This is a genomic window from Marinobacter sp. (assembly GCF_044799475.1).
Lineage (GTDB): Bacteria > Pseudomonadota > Gammaproteobacteria > Pseudomonadales > Oleiphilaceae > Marinobacter.
Window position 1 is genome coordinate 2013955 of record NZ_CP085217.1, and the last position, 19839, is coordinate 2033793.

Sequence of the window (19839 nt, forward strand, 5' to 3'; positions counted from 1 at the left end):
CGCAAAGGAGCGGCATGGTTCTGACATAATGAGCGATGTGTTACATTTCGCGGAGCAAACAGCAACGAGGTGTGCCAGGTGGCAGAGTGGTCAGCGGGATGGTCAGGTGAAGCTCCGGATGACGCAGATGGCGTGCTTGCCCTCTGCGAGGGCTCAGTTGTCCGGCCTGGTGCCGGCTGGCTCCATGACTGGGACCGGATGGCCGGTCTGCTTGCCGCAGACAGTGACCCGGTGTTTGTCGGCCGCTTCGATGGCCGCAGCGTCTATGTTGTGGAACTCGCCAGGATGAAAGCCGGCGATGAGTCCGGTCATGTCTCCCTCCGGGAGGCGCTGCTGGAAACCGAAGATGCCCCCGTCGGCCTGATCAGCACGTCTGTCCAGGTGCTCCAGTGGTGGCGGGATCATCGCTTCTGTGGCCGATGCGGCCAGCCAACCGATTACCACCCGACAGAGCGGGCCCGCTGGTGTCGGCAATGCCAGGTGCCCTGGTATGCCAGGCTGGCACCCTGTGTCATCGTTGTCATCCGCCGCGAAAACCGTTTTTTGCTGGCAAGGTCGTCCCGCACCCGGCGATATTATTACAGTCTCATTGCAGGCTTCGTGGAGCCGGGAGAAAGCGCGGAAGAGGCAGTAAAGCGGGAAGTGATGGAAGAAACAGGTCTGACGGTGAACAACATCCGGTACAGGACTTCCCAGTCATGGCCTTTCCCCCATCAGTTGATGCTGGGATACTTCGCCGACTATGTTGCGGGAGACCTGGTCCTGCAGGAAGATGAACTGGCCGCTGCGGACTGGTTCGAGCCTGGTTTGCTCCCTCCCGTACCGCCGGCCACGACTATTGCCGGACATCTTATCAGAGTCATGGAGCAGGAAATCTCTTGCGGGGAGGGACCGGGTTGAGGCCACCCGAAATTCTGGTATTCGATTCTGGCGTGGGCGGGCTCAGCGTGGCCCAGTGCATTGCCGGAGTGATTCCGGCGGCACGCCTGACCTATGTGGCGGACAACCTCTGTTTTCCCTACGGCGACCAGCCAGAGGCTGTGGTCGTTTCCCGCTGTGTGGCGCTGATTCGTCAAAGCCTGGCGGCCAAGCCCGCTGATGTGGTGGTGATTGCCTGTAATACCGCCAGCACTGTCGCCCTGACTTTCCTGAGGCAGGCCATTGATGTGCCGGTGGTCGGGGTGGTGCCGGCCATCAAGCCAGCCGCAGCGCTGTCGGTGAACCGGCGTATCGGCCTCCTTGCCACCCCGGCGACAGTCCGGCGGCCCTATCTGGACGGGCTGATCGCGGAATTTGCATCTGATTGCACCCTGGAACGTGTCGGGCATCCGGATCTTGTGCACTGGATTGAGGCCTGGGTAAGAGGAGAGTCTGATCTGCCGGGGAAGGCTCTGGAGCGGGTGCTTCAGCCCTTCCGTGATGCCGGGGTGGACACGATCGTGCTCGGCTGCACCCATTATCCCCTGATTCTGGCCGCCCTTCAGGCTCAGTTGCCCGAGGTCCGGCACTGGGTGGACTCGGGCGAGGCCGTCGCCCGGAGAACCCTGCATCTGTTACAGGCCTCCGGCTTCTGCCAGGGGGGAGAGAAAGCCGGGGCCGCGCCTGTTGTCACCGCCCTCTTTACGGGGGAGGTGCCGGCGGGCATCGGGGACTATCTTGCCGGTCTCGGACTTGTGTCTGAACGGCTGGCGGGAAACTGGCCCGCCTTTACAGAAGCCGTGTGAGTTTGAACATGGCGAGGAATTCCACTGCCGGAACCGAACGCCTGTGGCAGCAGTAGGTTTTGAAACTGCTGCCCCGGAATCGGGACTTGGTAAATTCCAGGCCCTTGAAGTTGTAAAGAAAGTTTCCCCGGTTGTAGACCCCGTGCAGCATCTTCTTGAACAGCCTGCTCTCCTGATGTTCCGTTGCCTGGTCGAGGGACAGCGGGATTAGACCAAGGTCGAGCCAGGGAACCCCTTCCTTCTGGAACACTTCCATGGCATGGGCCAGCAGGGTATAGAAAATACCCTGCCGGAAGTCGGCATTGGCCCGTGAAATATTGGGCACGTAGCTGATGATCCGGTTGTTGCGATAGATGGGGTCAAAGTAGACGAAGCCCACCGCCTTGTCATCCTGGTAGGCATAGAAATGGCGCTCGTTCTCCCGATAATTCATCTCCATGGGGCGGATCAGGAAACGGATCTCCTTGCTTTTGCATTTCCGTGTCTGGATCCAGGCGTCGGAAATCTCACGGGTGTTATCGTCGCTGAATCTCTCCTTGACCGTGATGCCGTTTTTCTCTGCCTGGTTCAGCGCCGTCCGGATGATCTGCTTTTTTTTGCCGGTCAGGGACCACTCACTCAGTTTGATGCGGGATTCACTTCCAAACTGGGTGCCGTAAAGGCCGAAACGCCGATGCAGGAAATCAACCACAGGCTTGGACACCTGAATGTACGAGGCGTTTGGGTAGCGGGAGTGGAACCGCTCCAGTATCAGCTCGAAGTGTTCCGGCGCGGAAATCGGATCGGATAACACAAAGGTCATGCCCCATTTGCGCATAAATCCGATGAAACCAACTCCCGGCAGATCAAAGTAGTTCATGCCCGGCTGGAGGGTGGAGAACGACTGGGAGTGGGTGCCGAACTTCTTGAGGTAATCCACCCGCTCAGGAAAGGTGAAGGCACCTTCGGCGACGGTATCGAAACGGTCAAGTGCAAGAATCTGGTCAGACATTCGGCTTCTCCCCCGGGGGTTCAGGTATTGTTCTCTGGTTCGAGGCGATCATTGCGCCTGCTTCTGACCAAGAATCGACCAGTAGCAGTTCATGTTAAGAAGCTTGAAATGCTTCTTTTCCTTTACCTCAAGACCAAGCCGCTGCATGTGTTCGGGGTAGTTGTAGATCTTGTGGAATGCATTGTTGGCAAACAGCCAGAAGGTGAACACGGCCATGTACCAGTAGAGCTTCTTGAATGTACGGGCAAACAGGTTTCCGGAGGGGTAGCAGAAGTCGCCAACCACGACCCGGGCGTCTGGCTTGCCCAGCCGGATCAGATGCTCCAGCACCCGCACCATCATGTCTTCGTCAAATACATTGAGGAAGAAGTTGGCAACCACCATGTCATATTGTTCGAACTCCTCCACCATCATGATGTCACTGTGAATGCGACGGATGGTCAGGTTTGGCGCTTCGTCCTGCTGGGCATCCGCAAATTTCCGAAGCATGGTTTCGGACAGGTCGACGACGGTGACGTCCGCGCCCAGCTCCGCGGCCCGGATAGCGTCACGGCCATGGCCGACACCGGCGAAAAGCACACGGGTGCCAGGCTGAATGGATTCCACGTCAAGCATGGCGGTCTTGCAGCGGTGAATGTTTTTCCCGCTGTACAGGTTGCTCAGAAAGTCATAAACAGGGCCGATGTACTTGTATTTGTCGCGCATGTTCGTCAGTGCCTTTCCGGTTCATGTTGGCCCGCCTGTTGTTCTTTATGGCCGACATCCTGTCCATGCGTTGCACGTTTCGGAGTCGCTGCGGGTTGGTATGGGAAAAGCTTAGAGAAGAGGAGGGAATAATTATGTGCAGTGGGCCGCATTTCCGGCTACATAAAGTTACTTACTGCAACGCTTTGCAAACAGCGTCATGGTTTGGGCTCTTAGTGTCAGACAATCCGGTTATCGAGTTTCCGAAGCTTTTCAGTTACTTCCAGGCCAAAGGGTGCCTTTGCCTCTTTTTCCAGCAGGCGCGATATGGCTTCCGCGGGCTGCGCCGGCCCGTAAAAAAAACCCTGAACCTGGTGACACCCAAGTCCTTTCAGATAGGCCAACTGAATGTCGGTTTCCACCCCTTCCGCCACAATGTCGAGCTTCAGGCCGTGAGCCATGGCGACGATGGCATTGACGATGCAGGCACCATCGTCTCCGGTCCGGATCTCCCGGACGAAGGACTGGTCCACCTTGAGGGTGTGAATCGGCAGCCGGTGGAGGTAGTTGAGGGAAGAGTAGCCGGTGCCGAAGTCGTCAATTGCAATCCGGACGCCCAGCCGGGCAAGCTCCCGCAGCTTGATGCTGATCTGCTCAAGGTCACTCATGATGACGTTTTCAGTAATCTCGATTTCCAGATTGCCCGGCGGGAAGTTCTGGAGTTGCAGCTGCTCCATCAGATTTTCGACAAACCGTGGGTGATCCACCTGAATGGGAGACAGGTTGACGGACAGCCGCAAATTCTCATGACCACCCAGGATCCACTTATTGACCTGGCGGCATGCCCGGCTGAGCACCTGCTCACTGAGATCAACAATAAGCCTGGTTTCCTCCGCGAGGGGCAGGAAATCCCGGGGGTATAAAAGTCCCCGTTCCGGGTGCTGCCAGCGTACGAGGGCCTCCAGCCCGACAATACGGCCACTGTTGGCGCACATCTGGGGCTGATAAAAAACCCGGAGCTCGTCGTTTTCCAGCGCCTGCCGCAGGTCCCGCTCCAGGCTCAGTCGATTGGCGGTATCGATGCTCATGGTATCGGCATAGAACCGGTAACCGTCCTTGCCCCGGGCCTTGACGTGGTACATGGCGATGTCTGCATTCTGGATCAGCTGGTCCATCGAGCCGCCCGCCTCGGGGTAAAGGGCGATACCAATGCTCACGCCAACAAAGACTTCGTGGTCCCCCAGCTGGAATGGCGCTTTCAGGGCCTGAATCAGCTTCTTTGCGATATGACGGGCATCATCAGGCTCGTCAATTTCGGGCAGGAGAAGGGTGAACTCATCGCCTCCGAACCGGGACAGGGTGTCTCCTTTGCGGAGGCAGGCCTCAAGACGGTGGGTGACGGATTGCAGAAGACGGTCACCCATGGCGTGGCCGAGCGTGTCGTTGATGATCTTGAAACGGTCCAGATCAAGAAACATCACCGCCAGCTTCTGGTGACTGCGTTCTGACTGGGTGATGGCGAGGTTCAGCCGGTCCCGGAAAAGAGCCCGGTTGGGAAGGCGTGTGAGGAGGTCATGGTAGGCCTGGAAATTGATGAAGGCTTCTGCCTCCTTTCGTTCCGTAACGTCCCTGGCTGTGCCATAGAACCTGGCTTTCTGGCTTGCAAGGCGGGCATGGGCGTCGGCCACCAGCGGCAGAGTCTCGTGGTCTACCGGGAAGGCCGTAATTTCAAAATACCGGTTGGCTCTGGGGCTGCCGCGGGTCTTGAGCCGGACCTCAAAGGTGCGGGGGTTGTCCGCGGTGACACCTGCATCCCTGAGTGCGTAGGTGACCCGGACCAAATCCTGTTTGTCGATGATGGAGCCGAAAAACTTGCCTGTGAGTTCGGAGCGGCGATAGCCGAGCAGTGCTTCGATCTTGTTATTGGCAAAACAGAAACGGCCATCCTGATCCAGCATGAACACTATGTCAGGAGAGCTGTTGACAATATAGCGGTGCAGGGCCTCGGATTTTTCCAGCCTCTGCTGCACGTCGGCGTGGGCCCGCACCAGGGCCTGTTTGCCAAGCACTGCGTGAAGTGTGTTGAGCAGCTCTTCCGGGTCGTAGGGCTTGCGGATGTAGTCCTGGGCTCCCCGTCGCAGGGCGCGGCTGACACTGGTAAAGGAGCTTTCCCCACTGACCACGACAATCGCACATTCAGGCTGGGCGCTCGCGGCGTGGACCATGACGTCAAAACCATCCACTTCCGGCATGCGGAGGTCGAGCATCGCTACGTCAAACTGCTGGCTGTCAAGCTTCTGGCAGGCTGCCCGGCCACCTGGCGCAGCGGTCACCTGGTAGCCACGCTGTTCCAGCAGTGTCACAAGGCTCAGCAGCAGCCGGGGATCATCATCCGCCACCAGAATTCTGGCCTTGGACAGGTCTGGCATGGATGGTTCGGCAAGGTCCGTTTTCATCGCGGTTTACCCGTTATTATTGGCCTTCAACGTGTTCCGATGCCGCAGGCAGGAGGATCCGGAATCTGGTCCCTTTGCCGCTGGTGTGGCAGCCAATGATACCGTCCATGTCATCAACAAGCTGTTTGACAATGCTGAGTCCGAGGCCGCTATGCCCCGCTCCCTTGTCGGATTTTACCGGCAGAAACAGCCGTTTCTGCACTGATTGAGGCAGGCCGGGGCCGTTATCCTCGACCACCAGCTCCACCCACCTGCGACCGTTCTGCCAGACTGGCGTAGCAGTACTCAGGTTGATCCTCCCGCCATCTTCCATACTTTCAATGGCATTGCGAATCAGATTGATAAGAACCTGCCTGACCGGTGCCCGGGAAGAGAGTATGCGGGTATCACCGCTGGACAGTGCCAGAGTGCAGGTTACCCTGTGATCCCTGAAAAGACTGTCTTCAAAGAGATCGTTCAGAGCCTTGATCTCATCATTGAGGATGGCCTGGCTCTGATGCTCTTTCTCTGGCGCTTCGCCTTCACCCAGTTGCAGGAGAAGATTTCCCGCCCGCTCCAGTTCGTCCCGGATGACATCCAGCTCCTCCTTGACACCCCTGTCTTCAAGACGGGCTCTCAGCTGGTAGATGTACTGGCGGATGATGGTGAGCGGGTTGCTGATCTCATGAATCTGGCGCCGGATGTTCTCCGCATGGATGGCTTCGGTGATGCTGTCACCTCCTTTCCCGGTATTGCTCCGCTGTGCAGCAAGCCGGGAAAGCTGCTGACAGAACATGCTGGCCAGCTCTTCCGCCGCCGTGCTGTCTCCAGCCTCCAGCCCAAGCATGAATACACCAGAACAGCTGTCCCCCTCGGTGACCGGCATAGCAAGCATGGTCGATGTATTGAGCAGCCCCAGAATCTGTCTGTCAAGGACACTTAACTCATCCGGGTCGGCATGGACCGCTGCGGTGTCACGATGGCTCCGGGTGAGAACGCTGAGGGCCGGAGCACAGGAAACGGACATTTCAGGGCAGTCTCCCTGGCTGCTGGACATCAACCTGAGTGATTCCGGACCAGCCGCAAAGAAGAGTGCTGGCTGCCCGGTGAGCAGGGTGAGATTGCTTACGGTGGCCGCCAGCATGGCCTGCGTCGATTCGTGCTCCCCGTGGTAGCTCAGGGACTGTTCCGTCATGGCGTGGTGAATAACCATCTTCTGCAGCGCCTGGTTGGCCCTGTGGCCGTCATAGTCTTCCTCCAGGGATACACCCAGCGACTCGGCCAGGGTTGCCACTTCGTTATTGATCCGCGCACATATCTCGCGCGTGAGATCCTCGCCCAGCCCAAAGATGGTGCCTGCTGCAGCCACGCCGGAAGCGTCCGCCAGGGCCAGCCTGGTGGAAAGGTTGATCAGCTTCACCAGATGAGCCGCATCACGAATGCTGGCTGGAGGTTCCTGCTGGTAGCGCATGGCATCGGCAGCCATGGGGCCCAGCCCCCAGGCAATCGCGAACCGGGCGCCAATTTCAGCCTGGTCGTTGAGGTATTCCTGCTGGGACTCCCCCGGGGCTATCTTGAGTGCAATCAGCTCGCCGACATTGTGAACCATCCCCAACATGAAGGCCTCATCTGCGGAGGGGTATCTGGTCAGGGTCGCCAGGGCCCTGGCGGTCAATGCCGTGGTCAGGGAATGGCGCCAGAAATCCCTGAGCTGTTGCCACTGGTCAGCCCCCAGGTCAAAAAGCAGCTGGCGGAGCGCGACGGTCAGGATGAGAGTACGGATACGGTCGGTGCCGAGCCTCAGTAACGCCTGCTCGATAGAGCGGATTTCACCAGGGCGGCCATAAAGAGAAGAGTTGGCAAGGGACAGAACCCGGGCGACCAGGGCGGTATCCGTGCAGATGATGTCGCTGATTTTCCGGTAACTGTCTTCCTGCTGGCACGCCCCCAGCACCCTGAGTGTTACCTCGGGGAGAATGGGCAGCTGGATGTCGTGCAAAATCTGCATGGGTTTACCAGTCTTGAAATGCGACAGGTCGTGTCTGACGTCGTGCCTGACCAGGCAGTCAGACAGAGCTTAGACAATAAAAGTGAATTATCAACCGGTTATTGCTGATAACTGGAGAAGATTGTAAAAAATGAGGTGTTCCAGTACGCAAACTCCGGATAAATATTAACCGGTATGGCGCTGGCAGGGAAATAAACCTGTCGTGATTTCACTTATATGTGACAGGGCTTCGGGCTACAATAGGGTCGATTTCATGGGCAGTCAGGGCCCTGAATTATCCTCCAGGCAGATCAGGACCGGGTAATGGCGAATTTGCAACAACGTCCATGTCAGCCGAAAATTCTCGCGATAACCGGGGGCAAGGGCGGCGTCGGCAAGACCTCGATAGCACTGAATCTTGCACTGACCCTGTCCAGGAACGGGCACCGGGTGCTGCTGCTCGATGGAGACACGGATCTGGCCAATATCAGCATCATGCTGGGCCAATACCCCAGGCTGACTCTGGCAGACTTTCTCGCAAGGCGCTGTCTCCTGCTGGACGTGATCATGTCCGCTCCCGCCAACCTCGACATTATTCCCGGAGCTTCCGGCGTTCAGCAGTGTATGGACATGTCGGCTGGCGACAGCATCGACCTGCTGCGCACCCTTGGAGAGCTGGAACGTCATTATGAGTATGTTCTGATCGACACTGCGGCCGGCCTTCAGCCGCTGGTGCTCCACATGATTGCTGCCGCTGCCATGGCCTGTGTGGTTGTCACGCCAGAGCCTACATCCCTGACGGACGCTTTTTCCCTTATCAAGGTGCTCCAGCGACGAGGCTATCGCCGCACCCCGAGTGTGGTGGTGAACATGGCCCAGGGCCCCAGTCAGGCCCGCTCGGTCTTTCAGCGATTTTCTGCAGCCCTGCAGCGCCACCTGAATGTTCAGCCCCATTACCTGGGCGCCATCCTCCGGGACGAGGCCCTGCGTCAGTCAGTGGTGAACCAGCGGCCCGTCGCTCTGTTTCCGGTGTCCGATCCTTCCTGCCGCCAGTTCCGGGGGCTGGCGGATATGGTCAAGGTGCGTCTTGACCAGCTGCCGGCCCGCAAGGCGGGAATTGCTGCCTACTGGCACCAGGTGGCCCGAAAGGCCAGGGATGCCGCCTCCTCCGCGCCGCCTCCTGGAGTCCCTCCTTCGCCCCCCGAACAGGCACCCGCAGCTTCCGCCATGATTTCCGCGAGTGACCGGGCGCGGCAGCTCGTTGACGAGCTGGAAACCCTGCTCACGGAACCCGCGAACCCCGATATGCTGCGTTATGAAGCGTTCACGGCCTGTTTTGCACTGCTTGGGCGCACCATGGATGAGGATGTGATCGAAATTGTCCAGACTGGTCTGGCGGCGTTGAACTGGGAATCCATGGGCCAGAAACAGCGGGAACACTTTGCTGCGCATCTGCGTCAGCTGGCCGACCAGATGGCGCCTGCTGCGAGCCCCCCTGAAGCCTTTCAGCCCCTCGCTGCCAGCCAGAAACCCCGCTACGATCAACTGGTCTTCGGTGACCAGGACCGCCTGCTGCAGGCCATCCGGGAGCAGCCCGGGGATGTCTCGCTGGACCGGTTTCTGAAGTCTCTGGCGGATCAGTCGGATTAAGTAAGTTTTAGGACTTCCCCCACGATTTCCCCTGTTTCATCCTGTATCCTTGCGTCAAGGCTTTGACTTTTTCTGTGTCTTTTTTTTGCAGTAGGTCACCTGTCTGTCATCTGCAATATGGCACCATCAGATCCTCAGGCTCTTGCGCTGCGCCTCTTCGTGGTGGATTCCGGCCCGGAAAATTCCGAAGGTGGGTCATGCTGGTGTGATGATTGCTTGGTTATTGCAGAGCGGGTAAGCCAGTCAAGGCGGACCCATACAACAGTTTCCTGCCCGGTGAGACTTGCCTCATGGATTCCCGGGCCCGGTGACCATCCAGACAGCGCCCTGGGGATGCCGGCATTCAGGAATCGGATGTCCAAACGTAGAGAAGGAGTTCCACATAATGGCAAAACAGCATTCCTCCAACGAGTCCACATCACGGGTACTCAGTCAACTCCGGGGCAAGCATGTACTGATCACCGGGACCAGTGGTTTTCTGGGCAAGGTGGTGCTGGAAAAGCTGATCAGAGCGGTGCCTGATATTGGTGGCATCCATCTGTTGATCCGGGGTAATGCCCGTCATCCGGATGCGCGTGACCGCTTCCTCAATGAAGTGGCCTGTTCTTCGGTGTTTGAGCGGCTCAAGCTGAACGATGGGGAGGCTTTCGACAGTTTTCTGGAAGAAAAGCTTTTCTGCGTCACCGGGGAGGTTACCGAGCCCTTTTTTGGCATGGTCAGGGAGTCCTGGGATGCCCTGGCAGACCAGGTGGACGCGGTAATAAATTGCGCGGCCAGTGTGAATTTCCGGGAAGAGCTGGACAAGGCGCTGGCAATCAACACCCTGTGTCTGAAAAACATTGCTGCTTTTGCCAGGGCCGGCGGTGCTCTGCCGGTAGTGCAGATTTCCACCTGTTACGTGAATGGGAAAAACGGGGGCCAGGTGCACGAAGATGTCATCCGCCCGGCGGGTGCTTCAATTCCCCGGAGCAGTGAGGGCTATTATGATATAGAGGAATTGACCACGCTGTTGCAGGACAAGATTGCCGACGTCCGTTCCAGGTATTCCGGCAAAATCCTCGAGAAGAAGCTGGTGGAGCTGGGTATCCGTGAGGCCAATCACTACGGCTGGAGTGATACCTATACATTCACCAAATGGATGGGCGAACAGCTTCTGATGAAGGCCCTGCAGGGCCAGTCACTGACCATCCTGCGGCCGTCCATCATTGAAAGTGCTCTGGAAGAACCGGTGCCCGGCTGGATTGAGGGGATCAAGGTTGCCGATGCCATCATCCTCGCCTATGCCCGGGGCAAGGTGACGATTTTCCCAGGAAAGCGCAGCGGCATTATTGATGTCATTCCAGTGGATCTTGTAGCCAATGCCATCATTCTGTCGCTGGCAGAGGGGCTTGCCGAGCCAGGGCGCCACCGGGTTTATCAGTGCTGCAGTGGTTCTTCAAACCCGGTTCGCGTGGGCGAGTTCATTGATCACATCATGGAGGAGGCAAGAACCAACCATGCGGCCTACGAGCATCTGTTCTACCGCAAGCCGAGCAAGCCGTTCATTGCAGTTGGCCGGGGCCTGTTTGACGCGGTCGTTGGGGGTGCCAGGGTTCCGCTTTCGGTACTCGACAGGGTGATGAAAGTGGCGGGTCAGTCCAGAGAGCTCAAGCTGCTGAAGAACATCGATACCACCCGGTCCCTTGCCACTATCTTTGGTTTTTATACAGCGCCCTATTATATCTTTCACAATGAAAAGCTGATGTCCCTGTCTGACCGCATGGGTAGTCTGGATCAGGCGCTTTTCCCGGTTGACCCCCGCCAGATCGACTGGGCCACCTATCTCAGGAAAATCCATCTGACCGGTCTCAACCGCTTCGCTCTGAGCGAACGCAAGCTGTATCGCCTCAAGACCCGAAAGTCCCGCAAGGCTGCCTGAATAACCATCCGGTCACTTATGGTCACTGTTTGCAATCAGCCCTGGCCCGTCCTGACGAATGGGTCAGGGTTGGCCGCTGTTTTTATCTGCTTCTCTGTGTCAAAGGCCGGCTCGGGAGTCTATGCTGGTTAAAGACGGCCTCTGGTTGCCCGATTCAGGGGCATTCTCCGATCCATGCGAGTAATTAGGACGTTAGTCTAATTCATTGAGTTGTGCCGCGCGTGTTGAACTGTAGCGATACTTTCTGGCGGGGGGCAGCAGCCCCCTCACATCCTGTTTTCAGCAAAGCTAATAACAATTTAAACCCGTGGAAAGAGGGGTAAAAACAATGACTCACAAGCAGTTGTATCCAGTTCCGTCACAGTTCGCCAAACGAGCCCTGATCGATAATGACAAGTACGAGCAGATGTACCGTCAATCCGTGGAAGACCCGGAATCATTCTGGGGGGAGCACGGCAAGCGGCTTGAATGGATCAAGGCGTTCTCGGAAGTCAAAAACACCACTTTTGACTACGACAGGCTTTCCATCAAGTGGTTCGAAGACGGCACTCTCAATGCATCGGCTAACTGCCTGGACCGGCACCTTGAAAAACGCGGTGACCAGACCGCCATCATCTTCGAAGGGGATGACCCTTCGGTATCCCGGTCTGTCACCTATCGTGAATTGCACAGGGAAACGTCGAAATTCGCCAATGTGCTCAAATCCCTGGGTGTAAAAAAGGGCGATGTGGTCACTATCTACATGCCCATGATTGTGGAGACGGCCGTTGCCATGCTGGCCTGCGCCCGGATTGGTGCAGTTCACTCCGTGGTCTTTGGTGGCTTTTCCCCTGAAGCCCTCGGTGCCCGTATCGAGAACGGCAAATCCCGCTATGTGATTACTGCCGATGAAGGGGTCCGTGGCGGTCGCAAGATTCCCCTCAAGAAGAATGTGGATGCTGCGCTGTCCAGCGGCAAGGTTCCAGATGTGGAGAAGGTCATTGTTGTCAGTCGCACCGGCAATGACATTCCCTGGGACGATCTCCGTGATGTTCGCTATGAAGAAGTCATGAAGGAAGCGCTGGAAGAGTGTCCGCCTGAGCCCATGAATGCGGAAGATCCCCTCTTCATGCTGTACACCTCCGGCTCCACCGGCGCCCCGAAAGGCGTGCTTCACACGACCGGGGGTTATCTGGTTTACACTGCCATGACTCATGAATACGTCTTCGATTATCAGGAAGGCGATGTTTACTGGTGTACTGCGGACTTTGGCTGGGTAACCGGTCACAGTTACATCCTGTACGGGCCGCTGGCCAATGGTGCTATCACCTTACTGTTCGAGGGCGTGCCCAACTACCCGGATACGTCCCGCATGGGGCAGGTGGTGGACAAGCACAAGGTAAACATCCTTTACACTGCGCCCACGGCCATCCGGGCGCTGATGGCGGAGGGTGAGTCCTGCATGGATGGCACCAGCCGGGACAGTCTGCGTCTTCTGGGTTCCGTGGGGGAGCCGATCAATCCGGAAGCCTGGGAGTGGTATTACCGGGTCATTGGCAAGGAAAAATGCCCGATTGTCGATACCTGGTGGCAGACGGAAACCGGCGGCATCCTTATTTCCCCAATACCTGGCGCTACGGACCTCAAGCCGGGTTCTGCCACCGTACCCTTCTTTGGTGTCAAGCCGGCCATTGTGGACAATGATGGCAATATTCAGGAGGGGGTTGCTGAGGGTAACCTGGTGATCCTGGACAGTTGGCCTGGTCAGATGCGCACCATTTATGGGGACCACGAGCGCTTCAAGCAAACTTACTTCAGCACCTACAAGGGCATGTATTTTACCGGTGACGGTGCCCGTCGTGATGAAGACGGCTATTACTGGATAACCGGACGGGTTGATGACGTACTCAATGTTTCCGGCCATCGCCTTGGTACCGCCGAGGTCGAGAGCGCCCTTGTCTCCCATCCCAAAGTGGCTGAGGCTGCGGTGGTGGGTTATCCCCATGACGTCAAGGGGCAGGGCATCTATGTCTATGTGACCCTGGTCCATGGCGAGGAGCCCAGTGATGAGCTCAGAAAAGAGCTGGTCCAGTGGGTGCGTAAGGAGATAGGGCCTATCGCATCGCCGGATGTCATCCAGTGGGCGCCCGGCCTGCCCAAGACCCGTTCCGGCAAGATCATGCGGCGCATCCTTCGCAAGATCGCCGCCAATGAGCACGAGGCGCTGGGTGATACGTCGACTCTGGCAGACCCGGGTGTGGTCGATGATCTGGTTGAAAACCGTGCCAACAAAAAGTGACGGACGGGCCGTCACAGAACCTGTAAGGAAGTAAAGTAATGACACAACAGATAATCATCGCTGATGATCACCCCCTGTTTCGGGCTGCCCTGAGGCAGGCGGTGAACCAGGCGGTACCGGATGCCAAAACCGTAGAGGTCGAGAGCATCAAGGCGCTGCAGGCGGCGGTGGAGGCTCATCCGGATGCAGATCTGGTTCTTCTGGATCTGAACATGCCGGGCGCCCATGGCTTTTCCGGCCTTGTGTTCATGAGGGGGCAGTACCCCGGGTTGCCTGTGGTGGTTGTGTCGGGTTCAGAAGAACTGCAGGTAATGCGGCGGTCCATCGACTATGGGGCGTCGGGTTTCATTCCGAAATCGGCGCCGCTGCCAACCATCACCCAGGCCATCCGGGATGTCCTGGGCGGTGATGTCTGGCTACCCCCGGGGGTAGCAGACAAGATTGAACGGATGCACGGGGATACCACGGATTTCTCGGAGAAGCTGGCTTCGCTTACGCCCCAGCAGTTCCGGGTGCTGGGGATGCTTGCAGAGGGCCTTCTGAACAAGCAGATCGCTTACGATCTGGATGTGTCCGAGGCCACCATCAAGGCCCACATTACAGCGGTATTCCGCAAGCTGGGTGTGCGCAACCGGACCCAGGCGGTGATCGCTATTCAGCAGATGGAAATAGACCCGTCCAATACTTCACTATCGGGAGGTTAACCTTTCATCAGGGCTTTCCATCCTTTCATTCCCAGTTCCCTCAATCTGGCGATGTTTGCTTCATAGATGACATCCGTGTCCTCCATGGTGTCCACCGCCCATTCCACGCTGCTCTCTCTGAGCAGGTGGATTATCGGGTAGGGGGACCGGTTTGTGCAGTTCTCAACGTCTCCCGGGCGTGTGCCGGCAAACTGGTAATCCGGATGAAAGCTGGCAATCTGCAATACGCCAACCAGGTTCAGGGCTTCCAGAGCCTGCTCGGCCAGGGCCAGGAAATCGTTGAAGTCGCGAAAGTCCTGCATGACCCGGGGATGAATCAGAAGGGTGGTTTCGATTTCAGTCGGGTCGGCCGCCGCCTGCTCTTGCAGGGCCCGTATCAGGTCATCAAGCAGTGCATCCGGTGTTTCTGCGGCGGAGACTTCGAAATGAACCTGATTGCGGACCCAGGGTGCGCGGGCGAAAGGGCAGAGGTTCAGCCCAATGACTGCACGCTCCAGCCAAAGGCGGGTGTCTTTAATAACGGTGGCTTTGTCAGTTGTCATTTTCAGGCTCCTCATTGCAGGAGCTAATCATAATGCTTTGTCCGGTCTGTGTCCTCGCATGGACCCGGGTTGCGCTTTCCTGCCCGGGGCTGGATGTGGCCCAGTGCTACTGACTGTCAGTGACGAATTCCAGCCGGCCGGGTGCCACCCGGATATCCATGGGCACCGCGCCCATGAGGCGCTGGCGGATGTCACTTTCGTCCAGCCGGTAGATGGGGGTGGTTTCCAGCATCTGAGCCACCGCCCTCATGACGGTGTCGGTTGCCGGTTTCAGGTCGCCCCGGAACATGGAAGACTCGACCCGGCTGTCCAGCAGTTGGAGTCGGCGCAGGTAAATCGCCTTTTCGCTGCTGTCGTATACTGGTGCTCCCTCGACTTTCAGAAAGATATCCACGGGCAGGCGTGTCATGAGTACATTAAGTGACACCTGGCCGGAGAGGTCGAGAACGGCAACGTCCCGTCCGTCCGGACCGAGGGTAACGTCCGCATCGGTGAGAGACATGCTCAGGGGCGATCCGGATTTCAGCTGTTGCTGGTCGAAGTCACGGATGACGTTCTGAAGGTGGCTCTCAAGCTGGCCCTCGCTGATCGAATAGGGGGAGAGGCTCGCGCAGCCTCCCAGAGCGAGCGTGAAAATCAGTGCTAATAAACCGGACAGCCGAGACATGGTATTGCTCCTGTTAACCAGGCTCTATCCTGAGACATGGTCATGGCCGGTAGCAAGCGGATTTCATTAAAGACCTGAAAGGACCTGAGTGGAGCTAGCCGTTCTCAGCCACAGCGGTGACCTCAAGCCGGCCCTGCTCATCAAATACCGCGTGAATCAGGATGGGCTGGCAGCATACCTGGCAGTCCTCCACGTATTCCTGGTCCTCCACGGAGGGATCAACGCTGATATCCAGCGTCTCCCCGCAGTAGGGACACTGAATGCTGGCGAATTCAAGTGCGGACATGGTTATACCTCCCCGTGCCCCGGTTCTCTGCCAGGTGGGACACTAGAACTTCTGTTTCGCCATCCAGGGAATGATCCTGTCGAAGGCTTTCTCAATGGATTCCACAGAAGCAGAAAAACTGAACCTGAGGGCATTGGTCGTGCTCTCACCAAAGGCGTCCCCCGGCACCACGCAGACCCCGGTTTCCTTCAGAAGCCGAAGGGCGACATCCGAACCATCCACATGCTGGGGAAGATCCGGAAAGGAGAAAAAGGCGCCCCCGGGCACGTAACCCGTCAGATGCGGCGTCTCGTCAATCAGCTGAACTATTCTGTCCCGGCGCTCCCGGTAGATGGACACCATGTCCCGAACGCATTGCATGTCCCCCGTAAGGGCCGCGACTCCGGCGTACTGGGAAGGAGTGTTGGCCACGGAGGTAGTGAACATGTGATAGCGTCGCAGCGACTTGATGGTGGCCTGGCTCGAGATCACCCAGCCTACCCGCAGGCCTGCCATGCTGAAGGTCTTGGAGAAGCTGCTCATGCACATGATGTTGTCCAGATCCACTGCGCAGCGCAGCACGCTGGCGTATTCCCCTTCTTCCAGAATCAGATGGTCGTAGACTTCATCGCTGAAAATCTGAATGCCCCGGTACGCGCATTCCTCGACAATCTTTTCCACCGTGCTCCTCGGATAGACCGCCCCGGTTGGATTGTTTGGGGAATTCAGAATGATGGCGTAGGTGCGCCGGGTCATCGCCTTGATGACCTCATCCGGGTCCAGCTGGTGGTTATCTTCGATCCGGGTGGGAACGAACTTCACTTCTCCGCCGTTCATACGGATCAGCGGGGCATAAAGCAGGAACGACGGATCAGTGACGATGAACTGCCGCCCCGGCGCCGAAGTGGCCGCGATGGCCAGGAACATGGCCTCAGTGGCGCCGTTGGTAATCAGGATGTTGTCCTTGGTGAGCCTGCGGTCGTAGCGTTTGTTGTAATAGTCACGCAGGGCAACAATCAGCTCCGGCAGGCCGGCATCCATGGTATAGCCGGTCTGGCCCGCGTTCAGGGCATCTACATAGGCATCAATGATGTGTTTGGGCGTGGGCAGATCCGGCTGGCCGATGGACAGGTGAATAACGTCCTTCATCGTAGCGGCCAGATTGACCATACGCCTGATACCTGGAACCGGAATGGCCTGCATGGCCGGGTTCCAGCTTGCCTTGGTCTTCCGGTATTTGACCTTGCGCGGCTCGTTGGTTGCGGCGCTGCTGGTGCTGTCTGACATCTTGGATCTCCTGGGAACGCATGGCGATTGACCTCGCTTCAGGTTAGTGCTTAAAGCGAAGGGGGACAAGGAGGACCGATGACGATTTGGTCGTAGACTGCAGTAAGTGATTTGCACTGTTCTTCAGATAGCAGGCTAGTCAGGTTGACCCCCGCGAGGTCAGATACCAGACTGCTATGAGCCGACTGAAACTGCCACCTGTCACCCGGAGAGGCGATTATGACCCGCACCGATGAGCCCATTGTCGTTACCGTTCTGACCGCACCGGACGAGCCAGAGCCGCCCGGACTTGATGCCGTGCGAGCCAGGGCGGAAGTGCGCCTTGCCTCAGACGAGGAAAGCCTGCGGAAAACCCTGCCGGGAACTCACGTAATGATGGTGACGGATTTCCGCACAGAGGCACTGGCTGCCGCCTGGCCGGAAGCTGACAAGCTGGAGTGGATACACGCCACCAGCGCCGGGGTCGATGCACTGATGTTCCCGGAGCTGGTTGAAGGCCCGGTGAAGGTGACCAATGCCCGGGGCATCTTCGACCGGGGTATAGCGGAGTACGTGCTCTGCACCATCCTGATGTTTGCCAAGGACTTCCCCCAGTCCATCCGGCTGCAACTGGAGCACCGGTGGAAACATCGCGACACCGAAACCGTTGAGGCCCGGCAGGTACTTATCGTGGGAGCCGGGTCCATCGGCCGCCAGATCGCCCGTCTGACTCGCGGCGCGGGAATGACTCCCCATGGCATCGCCAGAAAGTCTCGCGACAGCGACCCGGATTTTGCAGGCGTTCACGGCAATGACCAGCTCTTTGAGCAACTGGGACTGGCGGACTATGTGGTTATAGCGGCCCCACTGACACCAGACACCGAAGGCCTGTTTGATACCAAAGCCTTCGAAGCCATGAAACCCACCGCACGGTTGATCAATATCGGCCGTGGTCCCATTGTAAAAACCGACGACCTGGTCAAGGCCCTGGAATCCGGGCAGATTGCCGGTGCCGGTCTGGACGTGTTCGAAGAAGAACCCCTGCCACCGGAACATCCGCTCTGGAGCATGGAGAATGTGATTATGACCGCCCATATGGCCGGAGATCTCGTCGGCTGGCGCCGGGCCCTGACCGACCAGTTCCTTGCCAATTTTGACCGCTGGGTGAAAGGCCAGGCGGTTTTCAATGAAGTGGACAAGAAGCTGGGGTATGCGGCAGGTTAGCCTTTCCTGAAAAGCCAGAGGATCAGCCGGCCAGCTCAAGCTCCCACTGGTTTTGCCCTTCTCCCGCTACCTTTTTTCGGCCGAAAACGATCCGGTCTTTCATCAGGCGGGCCACGGCCTCAAACACCGGCACGGCAACGGAATTGCCGAACTGCCGGTAGGCCTGGGTATCCGAGACGGGAATCACAAAACTGCTTTCGCCTGGCTGGTCAAAGCCCATCAGGCGGGCGCACTCGGCTGGTGTCAGGCGGCGTGGTCTGTTTTTATGGTTGATGTCGCCATTAAAGGCTTCATCTTCCCGGAATCCCCGATCCACCAGAATTTCTGAGCCGTCCTTGTGATAACGGGCAGATAGTGTGCGGGCTGTATCGTTCGGCCCGGTAAGGCCGAAGCCAAAGCCATTACCCTTCTCTCTGTGTTTGGCGGCGTATTTGTAGAGGTATTCCCAGAGCTTCGGCGTGAGTATGTATTTGTCGTCCACCTGGGTATCCAGAATGTCTCCGAAGCTGGCTCGAAGTCTGGGGTGAAAATCAGTGATACTCCTGAGCGTGAAGCCCTGGTGCACGTTCAGGTCCCTTCGGAATCCCACCAGAACGATCCGGTCCCGGTGCTGCGGAACAAAATGAGCCGCATCAATGACCTTGGGGTCCCGGCCCTTTGGAGCAGATACATCCGCAACTTCGTACCCGAGTTCGTCCAGTGCCTCGCAGATGACGCGGAAGGTCCTGCCTTTGTCGTGGCTTTTGAGGTTTTTTACGTTCTCAAGCAGGAAAGCCGGAGGTCTTTTTGCTGCGATAATGCGAGCCACATCAAAAAACAGGGTACCCTGGGCGTCGCACTCAAAGCCGTGTTTTCGTCCCAGCGAGTTCTTCTTGGATACACCCGCCAGAGAAAAGGGCTGGCAGGGAAATCCGGCCAGCAGCACATCATGATCCGGAATCATCTGATCAATATGGGCATAGGCCTCGTCGTCCGACACGTTCAGTTGATCGGATTTGGTGATCTTCCGGATGTCATCGTTGAAGGAGTGGGTGGCGGGATCACAGTAGTGGTTTGCCTTGTAGGTTCTGACCGCGAAGGAATTCCATTCGGATGTGAACAGGCACTCGCCGCCGACTGCATCAAACGCTTTCCGGATGCCGCCGATGCCCGCGAAGAGATCTATGAAGGTGAAATCGGCGTTCCCGTAATGGCCGGGACGTTGGGGCAGGAGAGCTGAAAGCGCCTCATATTCCATGTGGGAAAGCCGGGGAGGCATTTTCCCTTTAACCCATCGGTTGACCGTTTCCCGGCAACGGGTGCCACCACACGCTTCGTTCAGCAAGGCCGCGACCTGCTTCTGGTCATAGATTTCAAGCACTCTGCCCAGGAGCGCGATGTCTTCTCTGGATGAAGTCGCAGCTGGGCTGATTGCGCTCTTCCGGGGTTCGGAACTTTCGGAGGTGACGGGGGTCGGACTGGAGGTCATGGTCTTCGCTCTGGGTAAAACGTGTGATATTTCGTC

16 protein-coding genes are annotated in these 19839 nt (G+C 57.7%); 7 read left to right on the forward strand and 9 right to left on the reverse strand.

Annotated elements, in window-relative coordinates; all coding sequences use genetic code 11:
* Positions 1–78 precede the first annotated feature (78 nt).
* Positions 79–900, forward strand: a complete 822-nt coding sequence (gene nudC, locus LG327_RS09455) for an NAD(+) diphosphatase (protein ID WP_404368920.1) — start codon at positions 79–81, stop codon at positions 898–900.
* The gene (murI, locus tag LG327_RS09460; protein WP_404368922.1) at positions 897–1724 is read left to right on the forward strand and encodes a glutamate racemase; all 828 of its coding nucleotides are present in this window, start codon (positions 897–899) and stop codon (positions 1722–1724) included. The genes nudC and murI overlap by 4 nt, the downstream gene beginning before the upstream one ends.
* Here murI and LG327_RS09465 read toward each other — a convergent pair.
* The 4 genes from LG327_RS09465 to LG327_RS09480 all read right to left on the reverse strand — a co-directional run bounded on the left by LG327_RS09465 (position 1708) and on the right by LG327_RS09480 (position 7842).
* Positions 1708–2715: a DUF2156 domain-containing protein gene (locus LG327_RS09465; protein ID WP_404368924.1), complete on the reverse strand. Its 1008-nt coding sequence runs from the start codon at positions 2713–2715 to the stop codon at positions 1708–1710. The two genes, murI and LG327_RS09465, sit on opposite strands and share 17 nt — an antisense overlap.
* A gap of 48 nt (positions 2716–2763) precedes the next feature.
* Positions 2764–3420, reverse strand: a complete 657-nt coding sequence (locus LG327_RS09470; protein ID WP_404368927.1) for a class I SAM-dependent methyltransferase — start codon at positions 3418–3420, stop codon at positions 2764–2766.
* Positions 3421–3638: 218 nt separating this feature from the next.
* A complete protein-coding gene (locus LG327_RS09475) occupies positions 3639–5855 on the reverse strand; it encodes an EAL domain-containing protein (protein ID WP_404368930.1) in 2217 nt (738 codons plus the stop codon).
* Positions 5856–5871: 16 nt separating this feature from the next.
* Positions 5872–7842 carry an HDOD domain-containing protein gene (locus tag LG327_RS09480; protein ID WP_404368933.1) on the reverse strand — a complete coding sequence of 657 codons (1971 nt, stop codon included), beginning with the start codon at positions 7840–7842 and terminating at the stop codon, positions 5872–5874.
* 303 nt (positions 7843–8145) lie between these two features.
* Here LG327_RS09480 and LG327_RS09485 point away from each other — a divergent pair, with 303 nt between their 5' ends.
* The 4 genes from LG327_RS09485 (at position 8146) to LG327_RS09500 (ending at position 14371) form a co-directional block, all read left to right on the forward strand.
* Complete coding sequence (locus tag LG327_RS09485; protein ID WP_404368936.1) at positions 8146–9471, forward strand: AAA family ATPase; 1326 nt, start codon at positions 8146–8148, stop codon at positions 9469–9471.
* 385 nt (positions 9472–9856) lie between these two features.
* Positions 9857–11389: a fatty acyl-CoA reductase gene (locus LG327_RS09490; RefSeq protein WP_404368938.1), complete on the forward strand. Its 1533-nt coding sequence runs from the start codon at positions 9857–9859 to the stop codon at positions 11387–11389.
* 328 nt (positions 11390–11717) lie between these two features.
* Positions 11718–13667 carry an acetate--CoA ligase gene (gene acs / locus LG327_RS09495; protein ID WP_404368941.1) on the forward strand — a complete coding sequence of 650 codons (1950 nt, stop codon included), beginning with the start codon at positions 11718–11720 and terminating at the stop codon, positions 13665–13667.
* A gap of 38 nt (positions 13668–13705) precedes the next feature.
* The gene (locus tag LG327_RS09500; RefSeq protein WP_404368944.1) at positions 13706–14371 is read left to right on the forward strand and encodes a response regulator; all 666 of its coding nucleotides are present in this window, start codon (positions 13706–13708) and stop codon (positions 14369–14371) included.
* On the opposite strand, the gene LG327_RS09505 is transcribed toward LG327_RS09500, so the two are convergent.
* The 4 genes from LG327_RS09505 to LG327_RS09520 form a co-directional block, all read right to left on the reverse strand.
* Positions 14368–14913 carry a DUF1415 domain-containing protein gene (locus LG327_RS09505; protein ID WP_404368947.1) on the reverse strand — a complete coding sequence of 182 codons (546 nt, stop codon included), beginning with the start codon at positions 14911–14913 and terminating at the stop codon, positions 14368–14370. The genes LG327_RS09500 and LG327_RS09505 overlap by 4 nt on opposite strands.
* A 106-nt stretch (positions 14914–15019) precedes the next feature.
* Entirely contained in the window at positions 15020–15580 is a 561-nt protein-coding gene (locus LG327_RS09510) for a DUF1439 domain-containing protein (protein WP_404368950.1), read from the reverse strand.
* Between the two features lie 94 nt (positions 15581–15674).
* Complete coding sequence (locus tag LG327_RS09515) at positions 15675–15866, reverse strand: CPXCG motif-containing cysteine-rich protein (RefSeq protein WP_404368953.1); 192 nt, start codon at positions 15864–15866, stop codon at positions 15675–15677.
* Between the two features lie 42 nt (positions 15867–15908).
* The gene (locus LG327_RS09520) at positions 15909–17132 is read right to left on the reverse strand and encodes a pyridoxal phosphate-dependent aminotransferase (RefSeq protein WP_404368956.1); all 1224 of its coding nucleotides are present in this window, start codon (positions 17130–17132) and stop codon (positions 15909–15911) included.
* Positions 17133–17351: 219 nt separating this feature from the next.
* Here LG327_RS09520 and LG327_RS09525 point away from each other — a divergent pair, with 219 nt between their 5' ends.
* Positions 17352–18335: a D-2-hydroxyacid dehydrogenase gene (locus LG327_RS09525; RefSeq protein ID WP_404368959.1), complete on the forward strand. Its 984-nt coding sequence runs from the start codon at positions 17352–17354 to the stop codon at positions 18333–18335.
* Positions 18336–18357: 22 nt separating this feature from the next.
* On the opposite strand, the gene dcm is transcribed toward LG327_RS09525, so the two are convergent.
* Entirely contained in the window at positions 18358–19803 is a 1446-nt protein-coding gene (gene dcm, locus LG327_RS09530; RefSeq protein ID WP_404368962.1) for a DNA (cytosine-5-)-methyltransferase, read from the reverse strand.
* Between the last annotated feature and the right edge of the window lie 36 nt (positions 19804–19839).

What these genes read in the sequence shown, in the direction of transcription:
- LG327_RS09465 (WP_404368924.1), bottom strand. Translation starts at nt 2,715, where the DNA reads ATGTCTGACCAGATTCTTGCACTTGACCGTTTCGATACCGTCGCCGAA.
- LG327_RS09470 (WP_404368927.1), bottom strand. Translation starts at nt 3,420, where the DNA reads ATGCGCGACAAATACAAGTACATCGGCCCTGTTTATGACTTTCTGAGC.
- LG327_RS09475 (WP_404368930.1), bottom strand. Translation starts at nt 5,855, where the DNA reads ATGAAAACGGACCTTGCCGAACCATCCATGCCAGACCTGTCCAAGGCC.
- LG327_RS09480 (WP_404368933.1), bottom strand. Translation starts at nt 7,842, where the DNA reads ATGCAGATTTTGCACGACATCCAGCTGCCCATTCTCCCCGAGGTAACA.
- LG327_RS09485 (WP_404368936.1), top strand. Translation starts at nt 8,146, where the DNA reads ATGGCGAATTTGCAACAACGTCCATGTCAGCCGAAAATTCTCGCGATA.
- LG327_RS09490 (WP_404368938.1), top strand. Translation starts at nt 9,857, where the DNA reads ATGGCAAAACAGCATTCCTCCAACGAGTCCACATCACGGGTACTCAGT.
- acs (WP_404368941.1), top strand. Translation starts at nt 11,718, where the DNA reads ATGACTCACAAGCAGTTGTATCCAGTTCCGTCACAGTTCGCCAAACGA.
- LG327_RS09500 (WP_404368944.1), top strand. Translation starts at nt 13,706, where the DNA reads ATGACACAACAGATAATCATCGCTGATGATCACCCCCTGTTTCGGGCT.
- LG327_RS09505 (WP_404368947.1), bottom strand. Translation starts at nt 14,913, where the DNA reads ATGACAACTGACAAAGCCACCGTTATTAAAGACACCCGCCTTTGGCTG.
- LG327_RS09510 (WP_404368950.1), bottom strand. Translation starts at nt 15,580, where the DNA reads ATGTCTCGGCTGTCCGGTTTATTAGCACTGATTTTCACGCTCGCTCTG.
- LG327_RS09515 (WP_404368953.1), bottom strand. Translation starts at nt 15,866, where the DNA reads ATGTCCGCACTTGAATTCGCCAGCATTCAGTGTCCCTACTGCGGGGAG.
- LG327_RS09520 (WP_404368956.1), bottom strand. Translation starts at nt 17,132, where the DNA reads ATGTCAGACAGCACCAGCAGCGCCGCAACCAACGAGCCGCGCAAGGTC.
- LG327_RS09525 (WP_404368959.1), top strand. Translation starts at nt 17,352, where the DNA reads ATGACCCGCACCGATGAGCCCATTGTCGTTACCGTTCTGACCGCACCG.
- dcm (WP_404368962.1), bottom strand. Translation starts at nt 19,803, where the DNA reads ATGACCTCCAGTCCGACCCCCGTCACCTCCGAAAGTTCCGAACCCCGG.